At 42.7% G+C, this 16,902-nt stretch carries 14 protein-coding genes; 1 reads left to right on the forward strand and 13 read right to left on the reverse strand.

Annotation, left to right across the window (positions count from 1 at the left end; genetic code table 11):
* Positions 1-7 precede the first annotated feature (7 nt).
* The 12 genes from ybeY to EDD74_RS11975 form a co-directional block, all read right to left on the reverse strand.
* On the reverse strand, positions 8-502 hold the full coding sequence (gene ybeY, locus EDD74_RS11920) for an rRNA maturation RNase YbeY (protein ID WP_008975762.1): 495 nt from the start codon (positions 500-502) through the stop codon (positions 8-10).
* Positions 503-1,501: a PhoH family protein gene (locus EDD74_RS11925; RefSeq protein ID WP_008975763.1), complete on the reverse strand. Its 999-nt coding sequence runs from the start codon at positions 1,499-1,501 to the stop codon at positions 503-505.
* Positions 1,502-2,734, reverse strand: a complete 1,233-nt coding sequence (locus EDD74_RS11930; RefSeq protein WP_116442152.1) for a sporulation protein YqfD — start codon at positions 2,732-2,734, stop codon at positions 1,502-1,504.
* 57 nt (positions 2,735-2,791) lie between these two features.
* The gene (locus tag EDD74_RS11935) at positions 2,792-3,085 is read right to left on the reverse strand and encodes a YabP/YqfC family sporulation protein (RefSeq protein WP_008975765.1); all 294 of its coding nucleotides are present in this window, start codon (positions 3,083-3,085) and stop codon (positions 2,792-2,794) included.
* 48 nt (positions 3,086-3,133) lie between these two features.
* Positions 3,134-4,375 (reverse strand): serine hydroxymethyltransferase, encoded by a 1,242-nt coding sequence (locus EDD74_RS11940; protein ID WP_116442151.1) that lies wholly within the window; start codon positions 4,373-4,375, stop codon positions 3,134-3,136.
* Positions 4,376-4,533: 158 nt separating this feature from the next.
* Entirely contained in the window at positions 4,534-5,250 is a 717-nt protein-coding gene (locus EDD74_RS11945; protein WP_008975767.1) for a 3'-5' exonuclease, read from the reverse strand.
* Positions 5,243-5,749, reverse strand: a complete 507-nt coding sequence (locus EDD74_RS11950; RefSeq protein ID WP_116442150.1) for a GNAT family N-acetyltransferase — start codon at positions 5,747-5,749, stop codon at positions 5,243-5,245. The genes EDD74_RS11945 and EDD74_RS11950 overlap by 8 nt, the downstream gene beginning before the upstream one ends.
* A gap of 56 nt (positions 5,750-5,805) precedes the next feature.
* On the reverse strand, positions 5,806-6,468 hold the full coding sequence (locus tag EDD74_RS11955) for a YkgJ family cysteine cluster protein (RefSeq protein WP_116442149.1): 663 nt from the start codon (positions 6,466-6,468) through the stop codon (positions 5,806-5,808).
* A gap of 62 nt (positions 6,469-6,530) precedes the next feature.
* The gene (locus EDD74_RS11960; RefSeq protein WP_116442148.1) at positions 6,531-8,639 is read right to left on the reverse strand and encodes a HelD family protein; all 2,109 of its coding nucleotides are present in this window, start codon (positions 8,637-8,639) and stop codon (positions 6,531-6,533) included.
* A complete protein-coding gene (locus tag EDD74_RS11965) occupies positions 8,640-9,437 on the reverse strand; it encodes a class I SAM-dependent methyltransferase (protein WP_116442147.1) in 798 nt (265 codons plus the stop codon).
* A gap of 301 nt (positions 9,438-9,738) precedes the next feature.
* Positions 9,739-12,444 (reverse strand): hypothetical protein, encoded by a 2,706-nt coding sequence (locus EDD74_RS11970; protein WP_116442146.1) that lies wholly within the window; start codon positions 12,442-12,444, stop codon positions 9,739-9,741.
* Between the two features lie 2 nt (positions 12,445-12,446).
* A complete protein-coding gene (locus EDD74_RS11975) occupies positions 12,447-14,534 on the reverse strand; it encodes an efflux RND transporter permease subunit (protein ID WP_039861328.1) in 2,088 nt (695 codons plus the stop codon).
* A gap of 160 nt (positions 14,535-14,694) precedes the next feature.
* Between EDD74_RS11975 and EDD74_RS11980 the strand changes: the two genes are divergently transcribed.
* Positions 14,695-15,324: a TetR/AcrR family transcriptional regulator gene (locus EDD74_RS11980; protein ID WP_116442145.1), complete on the forward strand. Its 630-nt coding sequence runs from the start codon at positions 14,695-14,697 to the stop codon at positions 15,322-15,324.
* 78 nt (positions 15,325-15,402) lie between these two features.
* Here EDD74_RS11980 and EDD74_RS11985 read toward each other — a convergent pair whose 3' ends face one another.
* Positions 15,403-16,731, reverse strand: coding sequence for an MATE family efflux transporter (locus tag EDD74_RS11985; protein ID WP_116442518.1), 1,329 nt, complete (start codon positions 16,729-16,731; stop codon positions 15,403-15,405).
* Positions 16,732-16,902: the final 171 nt, after the last annotated feature.

Genomic DNA, 16,902 nt, shown 5'->3' on the forward strand with positions numbered 1-16,902 from the left:
TCTTTTGTTATCTTAATATATTGAGCCGCTCAAGGATCTCCCTCTGCTTTTGCTCCATCACAGCACGTTCATCCTCTTCCATGTGGTCATAACCAAACAGATGCAGCATACTGTGTGCCACAAGAAAGGCAAATTCCCTCTCTTCCGTATGTCCATACTCTTCAGCCTGTGCAGTTACCTTCTCCTTGGAAATCACAATATCCCCAAGCATCAGTTCTCCTGATTCTGGATGAAAATAAGAGTCATCTTCCTCAAGGAACTCAAAATCTCCTGGAGTTCCATAGTCAACCATCGGGAAGGATAACACATCCGTCGCACGGTCGATTTCCCGAAATTGCCGATTCATTTCACGAATTTCTTCATTCATCGTCAAAAGCAAGTTCACTTCTGTTTCATAGGGACACTGCTCGTAGTCCACTGCCTCGGCGATAACTTTTTCAGCCAGTTTTCTGCAGTCAAACGGGAGCTGATACGCTCCCTCTTCCTCAAAATAAACGGTCATTTATTTCTTTCTCCTTCGTTCTTTTCCTATATTTTTCGCGCTGCTTTTCTTCTCATATTCTTCGTATGCCTTGACGATTTTTTGAACAAGCGGGTGTCTGACAACATCTTTACTCGTCAATCTGCAGATACTGATATCCTCCAGATTTTTTACAACATTGACTGCCACATCAAGCCCGGAGGTTGTTCCCGCCGGGAGATCCTTCTGTGTAGAATCTCCGGTGATCACTACTTTTGATCCAAACCCAATCCTTGTCAGAAACATCTTCATCTGCGCTGGAGTTGTATTCTGCGCCTCATCAAGAATAATAAATGCATTATCTAATGTACGTCCTCGCATGTAGGCGAGGGGAGCCACTTCAATCAACCCTTTTTCCGAATTTTTCAAAAAGCTCTCCGCCCCCATGATCTGATACAGTGCATCGTAGAGCGGTCTTAAATAGGGATCGATCTTGCTCTGCAGATCTCCCGGCAAAAATCCAAGTTTTTCTCCTGCCTCGATGGCAGGTCTCGTCAAGATGATCCTGCCCACCTCATTGTTCTTAAATGCAGTGATCGCCATTGCCATCGCAAGGTATGTCTTTCCAGTTCCTGCAGGTCCAAGTCCGAATACGATCATCTGATCACGAATTGCATCTACATATTTTTTCTGTCCGAGTGTCTTTGGTTTGATTGGTTTTCCCTGAAGTGTATGACAGATGATATCCTTATCAATCTCCACAATCCCCGCTTCCTGATCTTCCAATACGAGCGACAGCGCATAATCTACATTCTGCTCTGTGATTGTATTCCCTCTCTCTGAGAGAGCTGTCAGCTGCGTCAATGTCCTCTTTGCCTGACTTACACGCGCTGCATCTCCAAGAATCTTTACCTTTCCATCTCTTGCGATCAATGTCACATGAAGTGTCCGCTCGATCTTCTTTGCAAATGCATCAAACTGTCCGAAGACATTCTGCTCATGTTCCACTGGTATTTCTATGATTTCTTCCAGAATACTCATTTACTGTTCCCCTTCTGTTTTTTGTTCTACTTCTATAATTTCGGTTTCTCTCTGTTCCCCCGCCGGTTCGATCAGGGTCAATGTTCCCTTTGCGGTGGCGAGATTTTGACCTATGTGTATTTTAACATTATTTTCAAGAATTTGAACCCCCTTTTTCTCTAATTCCCCACAGAATCTGTGAAAATTTTCACTGAGCATCGTCTGGACCTCTTCTTTTCCATATAGTTTCTTATTCAGACGATACTCTCGTTCCCTCTCCATTCCATGAGAAACCGGAAGTACAAAATGTTCTCCTAATGTCCACCGATACTCCTCTGTCAGCCGCTCTGCGTGTTGATACTGATTTTTTGTCGTCCCAACAGAAACCTTTATATCGTTCCATTTGAGATAGTATTTCCGACGCTCCTTCTCTGTATAGATCTTTTTCTCGTAAGCGCGCTCCATCTTCTCTTCATATGGACAGACCGTCTGTACAAAAATATCTGCATCCGCAGTCTGATATTGATAACCAATCACTTCTTTACTGTCATTTAATACTTCCACCCTCCCCGAAACAAGGAGATCTCCCTTTTTCACCGCATCCCCGGCGTGGACAAGCGGTACCCCTTTGCGCGTGATCATCTCAGTTACAACCCCGTCTTTGTCCGCAACAATATCAGAAGGCTTCTCCATCTCTGTGGCAGGCATTGTAATCGTATCACTGTTTTCCTTCACCTGAATCATCAGTCTTGTTCCTTTCACGTACGCAGATACCCAGATAATATCGTCAAACTGCTGCCGGATATCCTTTACGATCTGCTCACAGTCCACATCTTTTCGAAGCATCCCGTGTACCGTATTTTTTTCTTCCAGAAAAGCAAGAATCGTCTCATCTGTTCTCGTCTGATTGCCATCTATATGGATATTCCAGATAAAAAGAGAAAGAAGATAAACAATCATCACACACCCGACCGCCCCGCAGAAAAACATTTTTCGTTTTCGATATTTATGGAAAAAGAACGGCAGTCCAAACCGTTCCTCAATGGTAACCTTTGTCTTTGTCTTTTTTAAAACTGGCTTTAACTTCCGAAATCCACGAATGCTGATATACATTTCATAATCTCTCCCGTGCGGGGACAGCCCCCACAGAAGAATCCCCCGGTTTCGGCATAAGTTTAAAAACCGTTCAGGGGAAGTGCTGGTTACACAAATCCGAAGGTAACCTTTCAAATAACGCATGAGTAAAACAAACATAGGATCCTCCTGGAACTATTTTCCGATTGCTTCAGAAACCAATGTGAAACATCCCGATCACACGTATTCCATAGCCGTAATTCTCCCGGTGATCTTCATCTCATCGTTCATATAATATTCAATTTGCAGATGTTTCCCGGTAAAGCGGATCTGCCCACACTTTGTCTGCACCCGCACAAGCGAATCGGTATATTCTAAAATCCCTCTGTAATTTTCCACGCACGCTTCGGATCTCCCAGTTACATGCACAACCGGAAGTCCCAGTGCCAGATCTTTCGGAAGATTTGCCGCTTCCGCCATTTTATGTTTAAATGTCCCTTTTTCATACTCTCGACTCATAGGAAATGCCATACACATACTTTTTATCTTAAGTATATGTATGGCACAGCAAATTATTCATTATTCATAGATTGGATAACGGCTGCAGATCTCATTGACAGCTGCACGGATCTCATCCGCCTTCGTATCAAAATCTGTCACTGTCAGTTTGATCAGATGGCTAATGGTCTTCATATCCTCTTCCTTAAGTCCCCTTGTGGTAACTGCAGGTGTACCAATTCGGATACCGCTTGTCACAAATGGACTGGCCGGATCATTTGGAACTGCATTTTTATTGACAGTAATATATACATTGTCCAGTCGATTCTGAAGTTCTTTTCCTGTAATGTTCATATTTTGCAGATCTACAAGCATCAGATGATTGTCTGTTCCGTTGCTCACAAGATGAAATCCCTCTTCCATCAATGCAGAGGACAATGCTTTTGCATTTTTTACCACCTGTTCCTGATACGTCCGAAACTCCGGCTTTAATGCCTCCCCGAAGCAGACAGCCTTCGCTGCGATCACATGCATCAGAGGACCTCCCTGTGTTCCCGGGAAAATTGCTTTATCAATCTGTTTTGCATACTCCTTTTTACAGAGGATCATACCGCCACGCGGTCCTCGCAATGTTTTATGCGTCGTCGTCGATACCACATCTGCGTAGAGTACCGGATTCTGATGAAGTCCTGCCGCAACAAGCCCTGCGATATGTGCCATATCCACGAAAAGATAAGCTCCGACTTCCTTTGCAATCTCTGCAAACAGATCAAACCGGATTTCCCTCGGATATGCTGAAGCGCCCGCGACGATCATCTTCGGTTGATGTTTCAGGGCAAGGCGCCTGATCTCTTCGTAATCCAGCACTCCATCGGCATTGACATTATACGGAATAAAATGATACAGACGTCCCGAAATGTTGACCGGAGATCCATGGGTCAGGTGCCCACCGTGTGCAAGGTTCATTCCCATTACCGTATCTCCCGGCTCCAAAAACGCCTGATATACAGCAAGATTTGCGCTTGCACCGGAATGCGGCTGCACACATGCATGTTCTGCACCAAACAGCTCCTTTGCCCGCTCAATTGCCAGATCTTCCAATACGTCAACTTCCTCGCAGCCGCCATAATATCGTTTCTCCGGATACCCTTCTGCATACTTGTTTGTCGGAACCGTTCCCATTGCCAGCATCACTGCCGGGGATACAATATTTTCAGACGCGATCAGTTCCAGATTCCGCTGCTGTCTGTGATACTCTGCATACAAAGCTTTTCCCACTGCTTCATCACAAGATGAAATGTAATCCATGATTTCACGAACCATATGTTTTCCTCCTTTTCTACACGTACTTCCCATCTAAAGGGAATATTGTAGGTTTTTGTCAGAAAAATAACAGTTTTTTTGATTATTTTTCTGCAATGATCATCTGCCTTCATTGTATAAAATCATGTCCGAAAAATCAATATCCAATACAGGTTTTCTTATTCGAGATCCATCCGCCCGCTTTTTGCGATCACTCGGTCAATAAATCTGGATGCCTCACTTCTTGTCATAGCTTCCAGATCCTCCGGGACCGCAATCCGATGCCAGCCGCACAACTTTTCCAAATACCGTTTTTGCTTCTCTGTCGCCGGCTGTTCTTTTCTCGGTTGATAGAAAAGTGGTTCCGGCACAAATAGATTTGGTTCCTTTTCCTCAAAATAATGCCCCAGGCAGTGATATAGTTTTGCCGTTGCAAGGGCGTCGTGATATGCCCGGTGTGCCGCATCATTTTTGATCTGATAGTGTACACACAATGCTTCGAGACTCCTTGATTCCAGATCCTTATGCACTTTTCTGGCAATCTTTAACGTATCTATCCCTCTTCGCTCAAAAGAATGCTGATACTTACAAGCATATCGTTTCATAAACTTATAATCAAACAGAATATTGTGTCCGAGCAGCACTTCTTCCCCACAAAAACCCATAAAATCATCAATGACCTCTTTTGTATTTCTCGCATGTGCCACCATTTCATTTGTGATCCCGGTAATTTGTGTGATCATCGGAGAAATCTCTTCTGCCGGCTTCAAAAACTCCATGAAACGATCCGTCACTTTTCCATCTGTCACTTTCACAGCGCCAATCTCAATAATACTGTCTCTCTCTTCGCTGAGTCCGGTCGTCTCAAGGTCAAACGCTACATAGGTTTTAATCAATCGCTTCACCTCTTTCTAGGAGCATATCATACCAGATAGCTCCCCCGTGGACAGACTGTGACTTTCCAAGATTTCGGTATCCAAACCGTTCGTAATACGGAATCAGCCGTTCCTTGCAAGTAAGGATCATTCCTTTCTTTCCCCGCTTCCATGCATCTGCAATCAGATGTTCCATAAGATCTGCTGCAATCCCTCTTCGCTGGTACTGTGGGAGTACATCCAGTCCAAACACAGACTGATACGCCCCTTCTGGACTGTGATATGTCACATCTGCAAACATTTCATCACAGATGGTAGTCCGGTCTGTTACACAACCATTGATGAAACCAATCACCTCCCCATGCGGCATCTCTGCCACAAAGAAACAGTCTCCAAATGTCTCCAGGCGCTTCTGGATCGCCTCCTTGGAAGCTGCCTCACTCACCGGAAAACAGCATGCCTCCACGTCGGCAAGTGCAGCAAGATCTGACTGCTTTGCCTTTCTAATCTGATATTCCATTTCCTTCGTATCTCCTTCCTATCATCGTTCCGTAAAGTTCTCTGTCAAAAAACCTGCTATCGGAAAACCTTCTTTGCTCTTGCAAGCCTTTCTGCAAACTGCTCATAAAATGTACGCTCTTTCTCATACGGTGTCAGAAAAAATTCCTGCAAAAGGTATAGATTGCTCTCACGGCTTGTCTTTTCATCTCCCAGTTTTAAAAGTCTGTCCTGCATCTCCAATATAAAATCATGCCATGCGTTGATAAACTGTTCATTCTTTTTTAATTCCGGGGTATCGATCCACTTCTTTACTTTCACTTTCGTCTTTGGTTCCTTCGGACATTCGTGTATTTGCAGAAAATACTGAAAACGATGGTTCTCATAATATCTTCCAAGCGGGAACAGACGACAAATACCCGGACGATGCGGATGAATGGAACATCTCCCCTCTGCATTGAGAAAAGCACATGCTTCCTCCGCTCCGGTCATTTTTAAGTTTGGTAAGATTACACTATCTACTACATTAAGCTCTACATACTTTTGCAGTAATTGCTCAAAAGTCATCTCTAACTGCGTTGTCAGCCGAAAAATATCAAGCGGATCCAGCACAATCGATGTTCCCATCCCCCGGCAGCAGGCAGAACAGCCCTGGCAATCCCCGCATCCTGCTTTCACCAAGTCATTTTCTGTATAAAGCCTACCGTCCGATATTTCTTTCAGATCTATTTCTCTTCTCATGTTTCTCTCCCGTTCTTCTTACAGATTGTTCGCTATAGGAAGCCCACTTCCCGACATCTGTCTTATTTTTCTTCCAAGTAATACAGATAAAGTTCATGCAGCGCCCTTGTCGCACAGATATAGTCCGCCTGCCGTTCAAAAGCACTTTCTGTCTGTTCACGCAATACAAATACTTGATCGAACTCCAATCCCTTTGCAAGATAGAAAGTTGTGACCGTCACTCCCTTTTCAAAATGACTGCTGTCCCGATCAATATAATGAATATCTTCCCGCTGCTCCTTCAGATATTCGTAGACCATCCTCGCCTCCGCTTCCGTCCGCAGAAGGATTGCCGCCGTCTCGAAAGCATCCTCTGTGTGCTCCAATCTGTCCACTGCTATTTCAGAAAAAGCTTCTTTGATCTGCACTCCATCCTTTCTTAAGTGCAGATGTCCCTCGATGTCCCGGAGCGCTCCAACGATACCTGAAACCGTTTTTTCCTCCACTGCCTTCCCGTGGCGCTCAAGAAATTCCAATCCGGTCACATTTGTAATCTGTTCTGCATAACGTGCAATTTCAATCGTATTTCGGTAGCTCTTGTTCATAATGATCGTACGGATTTCTTTTCCGAAAATCTTCGGAAGAAATGTAAGCACATCCTGGATCTTGCCATCCATCGTCTGAGCCCGGTCTCCCAAAATCGTCATCCTGCAGGAGAACAATGTCTCTAAAATAGCATACTGGAGATAAGAGTAATCCTGCATTTCATCGATGACCAGATGCTTGATCTGCTTATGCTTTGCCTTGCCACTTAACCGGTATTTCAAATACAGCACCGGAAATACATCTTCATAGGAGAGCATACGGCTCTCATAAGGTACATCCGGCAACTGCTCCCATCCATTTTCTTCTAAGAACCAGTTATAGATCCGGTACACATCCCTCGTCACATACATCTGGTCAAATTTCTCTCGCACAGCTGCCAGCTCTTCTTCACTTAAGTCTCTGTCATACAGTGTTTCAAACTCATCTACCACATAATCCATAACTGCATACATCCGCTCCAAAAGCGGAATTTCCTGAAATTTAAAGTAAAATAGCTCGATCAGTTCTTCCTCTGTTTTTTTCATCTGGCGCCACTCGAACTCCTTTAGTTCTACAAGATCTTCCTCCAGTCCTGCGAGGAATCCTTCCACTGTTCCGATATATGCCTGAGACTGCTTCAGCTCATAACGCGCCTGTGCCTCTTTGCTCATTCCTTCCATCTGCCGTTCTATCTGATGGTAGCGATCCTCACAATCTGGAACGATTCCTTTTAATTCCTGATAAGCAAACAGATCAAAACTCATCTCACGGATATTTTCTTCCCCAAGTTCCGGCAAAATATGAGAAATATAGTCTGAAAACACACCGCTTGGCGACAGTACAAGAATATTAGATGATTTTAAGTGTTCTCTGTCATGATACAGCAGATAGGCAATCCGATGCAATGCCACCGAAGTTTTTCCGCTTCCTGCTGCTCCCTGAATAACTAAAATCTTATCTTTTGTATTGCGGATAATATCATTTTGCTCCTTCTGGATCGTACGGACAATGTTTTTTAACTGTACGTCCCCATTCTGCCCAAGTTCCTTCTTTAAAATATCATCATCGATTTTTACATCGCTCTCAAATCCATAGATCATCTTTCCACCCTGGATCTTGTACTGCCATTTTGCCTCAATAGCTCCTTCCATCGTCCCGCCTGGCGCTTCATAAGAAGCAGGACCTTTATCATAGTCATAGAACAGTCCGCTCACCGGGGCTCTCCAGTCATAGATCAGCGGAATCGCTCCTGTGCGCTCCGCAAAATTTCCAATGCCGATATAAAAAATCTCCGCTTCCTCATCCCCGTCATACAAAAAATCCACTCTGCCAAAAAATGGGGCATCTGCCATCTTCTGAAAGCGCTGATATAAAAGCTGTGATTCGTTGTTTGCATTGATCTGATGCAGCAGTGCCTGTTGATTGTCAAAATCTTCATACCCATACTGGTCCATCTCTGTGTAATTCTCCCAGTAATATGCATGCATGTTTTCAATTTCCTGCTGCCCCGCAAGAAGTGTCTCTGCAAGCTTTGCAAGTCTGTCACGCAGCTTGTCTGACACTTCCGCCAAAAATAATTTTCCGTCTTTCTTTACATCTGCCTTCATCTATTTTATGAAATCCCCTTCTTCCTCTATCTGCAAAATATCAAGTGTATGCGCGCTCGCACCAAGCAATTCCGGGCGCTCACACGTCTTTAGATGATATTCAATAAACGTCTGGTAAGTCTCATCGTCCATCGCATTTAAAATCTGCCGCATATAATTTGCCGGACCATCTGCAGCAATAATCTCAATCCGTTTCATGCCTGCCCCTGCATTGATCGCAGCAATATCCTCCAGACGTACATAATCATATAGATCCTCCGGCTCTGCCTGTACATGAAACTCTTCGCTGACCTTCCCGGAGGCAATGCTTTCCCGGATATGTCCTTCTTTAAACCCATAAGTCAGAATGCTGTATTCATTCATACAATAAGAGACAAGTACCACCCCGTCCGGTTTCACTACGCGCTTTGCCTCGGCAAGCGCTTCGACCTTATCCTCCATCGTATACAGATGATACATTGGCCCAAATACAAGCACCATATCAAAAGAATCGGAAGCAAACCGGGACAGATTCAATGCAGTCCCCTGATAAGCTTTCACACTGCTTCCCTTTGATTTTAAAATTCCAAGATTGTATTTGACAAGCTCTACTGCCGTCACATCATACCCTTCCTCTGCAAGCTGCACCGAATACCTTCCGGTCCCGGCGCCCACATCCAGAATCCTTGCTCCTTCTTTTCCTTCCAGATATTTATGGATATATTTCATCGAGGTAATATATTCTACCTTTCCGTGTCTTCTCGTCAGACGTTTTTCTTCACAAAATTTATTATAATACTTTTCTAATTCCGTTGACATTTCATTTTCCCTTCTGTTTCCAGACAGCCCTGTCCGAACTGTCTTTCTTTATTATGTCCTGTGAACAGTATCTCTATTGTAACAACGTAAAAAGCAAATTTCAACATTCCATTTATTTTATATTATATTTTTCAGATCCAATATTTAAGAGAAAAATATACAATACTGTCCGTTTCACAAGAGAACTTCTTAGAAACTGCGGAATGCCTCAATAGAATCCCAGCACGCAAAAAGAAAAGGAACTCCACTTTATTTTATAAAGTTTTGTCCCTTTTCTTTGCCCTAACAGAACCTGCTTGCTTTATTCAATTGCATCTGTCTCAATAATAAATTTCACATTTCCATCCATATTATCTGCTTTTCCACTGTAAGTGTCATAAGAGCAGTCTTCGGATGTCAGTGCATCCACTTTATCGAGGATCTTCTCCAATGCATCTTCCACTGTTTTCTGCAGTTTCTTAATTCCTTCTTCATTGAATTTTTCTGCACCATCTTTTAACTGAGAAGCTCCATCAGAAAGTTGTGCAATTCCGCTCTTGACTTCTCCGCTTGCAGAAGCAAGTGTGTTACCACCATCGGAAAGCTGGCCAGCTCCTTGTACAAGTGTGCTTACTCCATCTCTCAGTGCCTGACTATTTCCTGCGAGAAGTGCACCTCCGGAAGAAAGCTGTGTTCCAAGCTGATGCAAACCACCGCTCAACTCTGTTGTGCCACCTGCCAATGTCTGTACTCCTTCTACGAGTACCGGTGTATTCTGCTGAAGTTTCGCTGCACCTTGAAGCAGTGCATCATTGGCTGCGCCCAGTTGTGCAAATCCTGCATTGAGCTGATCGATACCCTGAGAAGCCTCAGGCACAGTCACTGCCATTCCATCATTTAATTTCTTCATATTCGCAGCATACCCTCCGATTGCTGCGTTGAGTCCCTGCATGCCTGTATTCAGTTCAGACACACTGGCTTTTAACGGATCTGCCATTCCTGCCGGAATCTGTTTTTTCAAATTTGTGATGTCTTCCATCTTTTTCTGCATTTCTGCCAACTTTGGAGTCAGTCCGTTTACCGTTCCTTCTATTTCACCGAAAGAATTCTGCATACTTTCTAACAATTCTTTGATCTGTGTCGTGTCAACTGATCCAACTTTTACCGGCACATCCTGCACTGTAACCGGAGCAATTTCGGAAACTCCTGCATCTACAGAAATTCCAGAAACTGCCGCAAGTGCACTCTGCAGAGAAGCAGCCAGTTCTGTATTTCCATTTGCTTCAGCTTCTGCGATCTGAGCGCTAATCTGAGCTTTTGCAGCTTCCACCTGCTCATTGGCTGCCGCCGCTGCCTGATTTGCCGCCTGGATCTGGCCATTTCGCTCTGCAATCTGTGCATTTACTTCACTGGCAGCAGCTTCTTTTGCCTGTGAAACGGCAGCCTCACTATCTGCGCTGATCGTCTCCAATTGAGTGGTAACAGCACTTAAAATCTTCATCAATTCCTGGCCGTTTTTCATCATTTCCTGCACTGGAACTGCAATCTGATTCTGCATCACCTCAGAAAGTCCTTCTGTCTGTGTGATCAAGTCTTTTCCTGTGGCTGTCATCGTATCTACATTGGAAAGCAGGTTATTCATACCGCTTACTGCATCATTTAATTTTTTTGTTCCTTCTGCAAGTTTTTGAGAAGCCACCTGGATATCCTTGTCACCGGTTCCATCAATCGCCGCATAAAGCTGTCCGACTGCATCTTTTGTCTGTGACAGACCATCTTTTAATGCAGTCAGCTTATCTGCTCCTGCTGCAAGTTGCTTCTCACCGCCAATGTAGGAAGTGATTCCGGCAGAGAGCTGAGAAGCGCCCGTTGTATAATCTTCTACCCCTTTTACAACCTTATTCACGCCATTTACATATTCTGTAACTTTTACATTCAGCTCCCCATTTTCTCCGAGGTATTGCTGGATTCCCGCATTTAACTGATCTGCTCCCGCTGTGTAACTGTCCACACCACTCTTTAATTCTCCAGCGCCGCTTTGAAGTGTATGGATTCCATCTTTCAATGTCTGCACACCTTGATCAAACTCCGCATAGCTGGATCCAAGTGTCTGTGTACCTTCCGATAACTGGGCAGAACCGTCTACCAGCTGAAGTGCCGCATCTTCCAAGTCATTTAAAGAATTTTTCAGCGTATCGAAATCTGTCACGTTTTTCCAGTCAACATCGTCAAGGAGATCTGACAATGCAATTGTAAACGTCGATCCCATTGTAAAGTTTGTTACATCAGCCGTGATTTCTACACTTTCCGGCAATTGGATATCCTCAGATACTTCCTTAAAATCTTCACTGTTTAAACCAAGGCTCTCTTTTAATCCAGGCATTGCAATTCCCATGACCATGCTTTTCTGTCCATCAGAGATTACTTTTCCGTTATCGATCATAACATTGGAAAACGTCTCATCCGGCAGAATCAGCCCTGTCACCATCACAAACGGACTGTACACTTCCTGCTTCTTTCCATCAATGTTCACTGTCTTTTTTGCATTATTTGTATAGTCAATTTTTATCTTTAAATGCCCGCTCTGTCCCTTCAACTCTTCCGGTGTTATTTCTTTGCCGTCAAGATAGTAAGTCATTTTCATGGATACCGGCAACTGTTTATCTGTAGTTCCCTGATAATAAATATCTACTCCGTTTGTCTGCCATGTAATCGCATCCCCGTTTTCTTCAAATGTCTCATCTCCCTTGACATTTTTGACATTTTCAAGTTCGGTCTCATCTTTTAAGTTTTTTTCTGCTCCGGCATTTTTTAACCAGTTGGAAACTGTGATTTCCTGTTCTGTTCCCTGTGCATCTGCATTCACGTACACGGTCTCATCTTTTGAGACTTTCTTATCTGCTGGCTCCGCTGCAAAAACTGGAGTTGTTCCCATCAATCCTGCCATGCCGACCGCAAGTCCTGCTGTCATTTTCTTTTTCAGATCCATTTTCCGGTTTGTATTACTTCTTACTTTATTTCTATTCATATCTAATTACTCCTTTCGGCAGTTTTTTTGCCAAGAAATCCTGCGGATGTTTTACAAATTACTTTATCAAAGATCATAAACATCGCCGGCAAGATCAAAATAACTACAAACATGCTGATCAATGCACCTCTCGCAAGCAGTGTACAGATGGATCCGATCATATCTACCTTTGAATAAAGCGCCACACCGAAGGTCGCGGCAAAGAAGCTGAATCCACTGCTAATAATAGAAAGCATGCTTGCTCTGTGTGCGATTGAAATCGCTGTCTTCTTATCTTTTCCTTTTCCACGTTCTTTCTGATAACGGCTCGTCATCAGGATCGCATAGTCCACAGTTGCTCCAAGCTGAATAGTACCGATGACAATACTTGCCACAAACGGAAGGCTCGTTCCCTGATAATATGGAATTGCCATATTGACAAAGATTGCGAACTCAATAACCGCCACAAGGATGACCGGAAGGGAGATCGACTTAAACACGATCATAATAATGATAAAGATTGCAAGGATTGAAATGGCATTGACTGTTTTCAGATCGACATCGGTCGTATCCTGAAGGTCCTTCATCAGAGGAGCCTCTCCGATGACCATTGCATGTTTGGAATAAGATTTTACAATCTTGTCAATTTCTGAAATCTGTTTGTTGACCTCATCTGTTGCAGATTCATATTCCGAACAAATAAATGCCAATTCATAATTGTCACTCTGAAGCATCTTCTTCATATCATCCGGGATCATAGATTCCGGAATGGTCGGTCCGAACAATGTGTTCATTCCAAGGCTCCATTTGACTCCGTCGACTTCGTCAATCTCTTCCAGCATCTTTCTTTTATCCTTTGCATCCATATCCTTCTGCATCAGGATCATATGCATATTGCTCATCTTGAAGTCGTCTACCAGTTTCTTGTTCGCCACGTTTGCCGGAAGTGTATCCGGGAGTGACTGTGCAATATTATAGTAAATTTTCGTATGATTATTTCCGTAAATTGCCGGGAACAGCAACACTGCAAACAGAATGAGCCACAGACGGTAGTGTTTTGTAATAAACGCAGATGGCTTATCAATACTTTTAATCAATGGTCTATGTTTTGTCTTTTCAATCGCTTTATCGAAGATCAATATCAAAGATGGTAATAACGTTACACAGCATAAGACACCGATCACTACACCTTTTGCCATAACAATACCTAAGTCTTTTCCAAGTGCAAATGTCATAAAGCAAAGTGCCATAAATCCTGCAACTGTTGTGACGGAACTTCCCACAACGGACTTAAATGTATTTGCGATCGCATGCCCCATCGCACGTTCTTTTTCTCCTGGAAATCTTAATTTATTTTCCTCATAGCTGTTCAGCAGGAAAATCGAATAATCCATCGTCACTCCAAGCTGTAGTACTGCTGTTAATGCTTCTGTAATATAAGAAATCTCTCCGAGAAAAATATTACTTCCCAAGTTATATAAAACTGCTGCACCAATACTGATCAAGAAAAATATTGGTACGAGAAATGATGTTCCCGTCAGCTCCAACACAAAGAAAGAAAGCAGCGTTGCAATCACAACATAGATTGGAAGTTCTTGTAATGAGATATTTTTAATATCTGTGACAATCCCTGTCATACCACTGATAAAGCATTGCTTATCTGCAATTTTTCTCATGTTTGTAACAGCTTCCATAGCTTCATCTGAAGAAGTTGTATTATCAAACAATGCCAGCATCATTGTCGCATCTCCGTTAAAAAATGCTTTCCGCAAATCTTTCGGAATCATTTCTACCGGAAGGCTGATATCCGCCACATCGTCATACCACATCACATCTTTCACATGATCCACTTCGCTGAATTTTTCTTCCAGTTTTTGTACATCTTTTAATTCCATTCCTTCGACGACAACCATGGAAAATGCACCCATACCATATTCGTCTACAAGGATGTCCTGCCCTTTTACTGTTTCCAGATCACCCGGAAGGTAACTGAGCAGGTCATAATTAATCTTTGTCTCTGCTTTCCCGATTGCCGCAGGAATAAGCAGTAAGATACTTACTAATAAAATAAATATCCGGTGTTTGGCGATCCACTTACCAACTTTGACCACTCTAATCATCTCCTGACTTTTTCTTTTTTCTTTACAGCTTTATTATATTCAAAAATGACTAATAGTCAATACTAAAAATGAAATTTGGTCATTTTTATAGCTTGACTTTCTTTTTGGAATCGTAAATAATACATATGAGCAAAAAATTGGAGGGATTCGAGTGGGAAAATTAGAAACAAATAAAAAGGTGAAAAAAAATGCACTCCTTCAGAATGCATTTGAATTATTTACAGACAAAGGCTTCGCAAAGACAACGATCTCTGACATCGTCAGTCGGGCAGGTCTTGCGAAAGGTACTTTCTATTTATATTTTAAAGACAAATATGACTTGCGTGATAAACTGATCGTCTATAAGGCGGGACAGCTCTTTTGCGATGCTTACAAAGCTCTTGTCAGTCAACCGATGAATGGATTCGAGCAGGAACTCCTCTTTGTGGCAGACTATATCATCGAGCGCCTGAAGAAGGATCATTCGCTTCTTCAGTTTCTCGCAAAAAATCTATCCTGGGGAATTTTTCGCACTGCTTTTTCAAGCAATGTCCCAAAAGAGTCTGAAGAATTTTACGATTACTATCTGAGAATGCTGAAGAAAAATCATATTGGCTGTAAAGATCCTGAGTTGATGCTGTTTACCATCATTGAACTGATCAACGCAACCTGCTACAACTGTATCCTATTTGAGGAACCGGTGACCATCGATGAATATCTGCCATATCTGCACCTGTCGATCATCCAGATTTTCCGTGCATTTACAGTAGAAGCATCAGCTATTCCCGCAAATACTATCTAACAAAAAAACCTTCTGCCTGCAGAAAATCTCTGATTTGTTTCCAAAAGATTTTTCTGCAGGACAGAAGGTTTTTCCTCTTTACAGATAATGGTATATCTTTCTCTTCGCACAAAAATATCTGCAGGATAAAAACAATGTCATACACTCTGCAACCGGAACTGCAAGCCAGATTCCATTGACTCCAATAATATAGGGCAGTAAAACAATATTTACTACGATCATGACAAATGTACGAACAAAGGAAATAATTGCAGACACCTTTCCGTCAGAAAATGCAGTAAACATTGCCGATGCGAAAATATTGATCCCTGCAAAAACATAGTTGACTGAGAAGAGAAAAAATCCCGTCTTTGCAATCTCATATGTCTCGCTTCCTTTTGGTGTAAAGATTTCTACAATGAGCGGAGATGCCGCAAGCGCTATCATCGTGATCAAAACAGAAGAAACACCTACAAAACTGATACAAATCTTAAAAATACGCTGCAGAAGACTTCGATTATCTCTTCCATAATTGTAACTGATAACCGGGGCAACTCCCATAGAAAATCCCATATACAGTGCGTTAAATAAAAACTGTCCATATAAGACAATCGTAATTGCGGCCACGCCAGGCTCTCCGAGATATTTCAACATCATAAAATTGTACAAAAATGTCACAACTGCTCCTGATAGATTAGTAACCATCTCTGATGCCCCATTCAGACAGCTTTCTCTGAGCACCGAAAAATTCCCGCGCGGTCTTACCAGATAAAGTGTTTTTCGGTTACACAGAAAATAAAGAATGCCTGCCAGAGCAGGAATCAACTGTCCAATTCCGGTCGCAAGCGCTGCTCCGTGAATTCCCATTTTCAAAGGACCCATGAACACATAGTCTAAGACCATATTTGCAATTCCTCCGCCAACAGTCAGTATTAAGCCTAGCGCAGGTTGCCCCGCAGTTACAAAAAATGTCTGAAAGATTAGTTGAAGTATACAGGCAGGCGCCAAAAAGAGCGACACCCGCAGATAGTCTTCACAATACGGCAACAGTCTGTCCGTTGCGCCGAGAATTCTAAGAAGCGGATCTAAAAATAAATTTCCTGCGATCATAAAGAAAATACCGATTCCAACTCCATTCAAAATCAGAAAGGAGAAATTCTCATTTGCTTCCACCCCTTTTCCTTCTCCCAATTTCTTCCCGATCAGGGCACTTCCTCCTGTCGCGATCATGACACCGGCTGCAATAACAAGACTGATCACCGGATATACGATGTTGGCTCCAGATAGTGCATCCGTGCCTAGCAGTCTCGAAATAAAAATCCCATCTACAATAGTATACAGAGACATAAACATCATCATAATCATTGTGGGAAATGCAAACTGAATTAATGAAAAAAACTTAAACTCTTTTGCGATTGAATTTGACACCATAATTCCTCCCTAATAAATCAAGTCTTTTTTCCTTTAAAATAAAGGTTTTTTAAAGTTTCTATCTCAGATGAACGAACAAGAATCATGGATATTTCTCTGTATCTGGTACGAAAATAGCTAGTTTAGGGTATACGAAATAAAACGTCTTTTTTATTCGTTTTAAATGGC

Origin of the sequence: Faecalimonas umbilicata, from assembly GCF_004346095.1 — a bacterium.
GTDB lineage: Bacteria > Bacillota > Clostridia > Lachnospirales > Lachnospiraceae > Faecalimonas > Faecalimonas umbilicata.

Coding starts and splice junctions, on each gene's coding strand:
- ybeY (WP_008975762.1), bottom strand. CDS start 502: ATGACCGTTTATTTTGAGGAAGAGGGAGCGTATCAGCTCCCGTTTGAC.
- EDD74_RS11935 (WP_008975765.1), bottom strand. CDS start 3,085: ATGGCATTTCCTATGAGTCGAGAGTATGAAAAAGGGACATTTAAACAT.
- EDD74_RS11955 (WP_116442149.1), bottom strand. CDS start 6,468: ATGAGAAGAGAAATAGATCTGAAAGAAATATCGGACGGTAGGCTTTAT.
- EDD74_RS11940 (WP_116442151.1), bottom strand. CDS start 4,375: ATGGTTCGTGAAATCATGGATTACATTTCATCTTGTGATGAAGCAGTG.
- EDD74_RS11925 (WP_008975763.1), bottom strand. CDS start 1,501: ATGAGTATTCTGGAAGAAATCATAGAAATACCAGTGGAACATGAGCAG.
- EDD74_RS11960 (WP_116442148.1), bottom strand. CDS start 8,639: ATGAAGGCAGATGTAAAGAAAGACGGAAAATTATTTTTGGCGGAAGTG.
- EDD74_RS11930 (WP_116442152.1), bottom strand. CDS start 2,734: ATGTTTGTTTTACTCATGCGTTATTTGAAAGGTTACCTTCGGATTTGT.
- EDD74_RS11965 (WP_116442147.1), bottom strand. CDS start 9,437: ATGTCAACGGAATTAGAAAAGTATTATAATAAATTTTGTGAAGAAAAA.
- EDD74_RS11950 (WP_116442150.1), bottom strand. CDS start 5,749: ATGGAATATCAGATTAGAAAGGCAAAGCAGTCAGATCTTGCTGCACTT.
- EDD74_RS11970 (WP_116442146.1), bottom strand. CDS start 12,444: ATGAATAGAAATAAAGTAAGAAGTAATACAAACCGGAAAATGGATCTG.